This window comes from Fictibacillus arsenicus (genome assembly GCF_001999465.1).
GTDB lineage: Bacteria > Bacillota > Bacilli > Bacillales > Fictibacillaceae > Fictibacillus > Fictibacillus arsenicus.
Genome location: NZ_MQMF01000027.1, coordinates 1 through 1,436, shown reverse-complemented (window position 1 = coordinate 1,436; position 1,436 = coordinate 1). Strand labels below are relative to the sequence as shown.

Genomic DNA, 1,436 nt, shown 5'->3' with positions numbered 1-1,436 from the left:
CGGGCGTGTCAGATGGTCTGTGTAAGCCGTACCGAGAGGAACGGTAAGAATCATGACCATGACCGACGAGAAGAACCCAGGCGAGCCCTCGGGCCAGGACCTGGTCGAGCAGCTGAAAGCCTCAGGGCAGCTTGATTCCCTATTCGCGCAGATCGACGCGGGCGGCGTCGAGCTCACCGGTGACGGCGGGTTCGTGCCCGCGCTGGTCAAGGCCGCGCTCGAGCGGGGCCTGCAGGCCGAGCTGACCAGCCATCTGGGCTACGAGAAGGGCTCGAGCGAGGCGCCGAAGCACGCCAACTCCCGCAACGGGACCACCCCGAAGACCGTGGAGTCCGAGGTCGGGCCGATCGAGCTGGACATCCCGCGAGACCGGGGCGGGTCGTTCACCCCGCGCCTGGTGCCCAAGGGCCAGCGGCGCCTCGGGGGCCTGGATGACATGATCATCAGCCTCTATGCCGGCGGAATGACGATCCGGGACATCCAGCACCACCTGGCCTCCACGATCGGCACGGACCTGTCGCACGAGACGATCTCCAACATCACCGACGCCGTGAGCGAAGAGGTCCTGGCGTGGCAGTCGCGGCCGCTGGAGGAGTTCTATCCGGTGATCTATCTCGACGCAATCCGGATCAAGATCCGAGAGAACAGCCAGGTCCTCAACCGTGCCGCCTACATCGCCGTCGGCGTGGACCTCGAGGGCATCAAGCACGTGCTGGGGATCTGGGTCCAGGACACCGAGGGCTCGGCGTTCTGGGCCCACGTCTGCGCCGATCTCGCCAACCGGGGCGTACGGGACGTGCTGATCGTGTGCTGCGACGGGCTCAAGGGCCTGCCGGAGGCGATCGAGGCGACGTGGCCGGACTCGATGGTCCAGACCTGCGTGGTTCACCTGATCCGGGCCGCGATGCGGTTCGTGGCCTACCAGGACCGCAAGAAGGTCGCCGCCGCGCTGAAGCCGATCTACACCGCCCCCAACGAAGAGACCGCGAGGAAGGCGCTGGCCGAGTTCGAGGCCTCCGAGCTCGGCACGAAGTACCCGTCTGCAGCCGCGACCTGGGCGAACTCCTGGGAGCGGTTCATCCCGTTCCTGCAGTTCCCACCCATGCTCCGCAAGGTCATCTACACGACCAACAGCATCGAGTCGCTGAACTTCCAGCTACGGAAGGTGACCAAGAACCGCGGCCACTTCCCCTCGACCGAGGCGGCGGTGAAGCTGCTCTGGCTGGCGATCTGCAACATCGAAGACAAACGCGCCGCCGAACGCGCTCGGGACCGGGGCAAACCCGCCGGCCAGCGCAAAGCCCAGGGCCGGCTCGTCGAAGGCCAGGCCGTCACGAACTGGAAGCAGGCCCTCGCCCAGCTCGCCGCGGCCTACCCCGACCGGATCAACCCCTACCTGTGACCACCCCGCTTACACAGACAAGTTGACACGCCCC

Annotated in this window: 1 protein-coding gene; it reads left to right on the top strand. The window is 66.7% G+C overall.

Annotated elements, in window-relative coordinates:
• Positions 1 to 58: 58 nt before the first annotated feature.
• On the top strand, positions 59 to 1,402 hold the full coding sequence (locus tag UN64_RS21585) for an IS256-like element ISMlu11 family transposase (protein WP_077365949.1): 1,344 nt from the start codon (positions 59 to 61) through the stop codon (positions 1,400 to 1,402).
• The last annotated feature ends 34 nt before the right edge of the window (positions 1,403 to 1,436 follow it).

Coding starts and splice junctions, on each gene's coding strand:
- UN64_RS21585 (WP_077365949.1), top strand. CDS start 59: ATGACCGACGAGAAGAACCCAGGCGAGCCCTCGGGCCAGGACCTGGTC.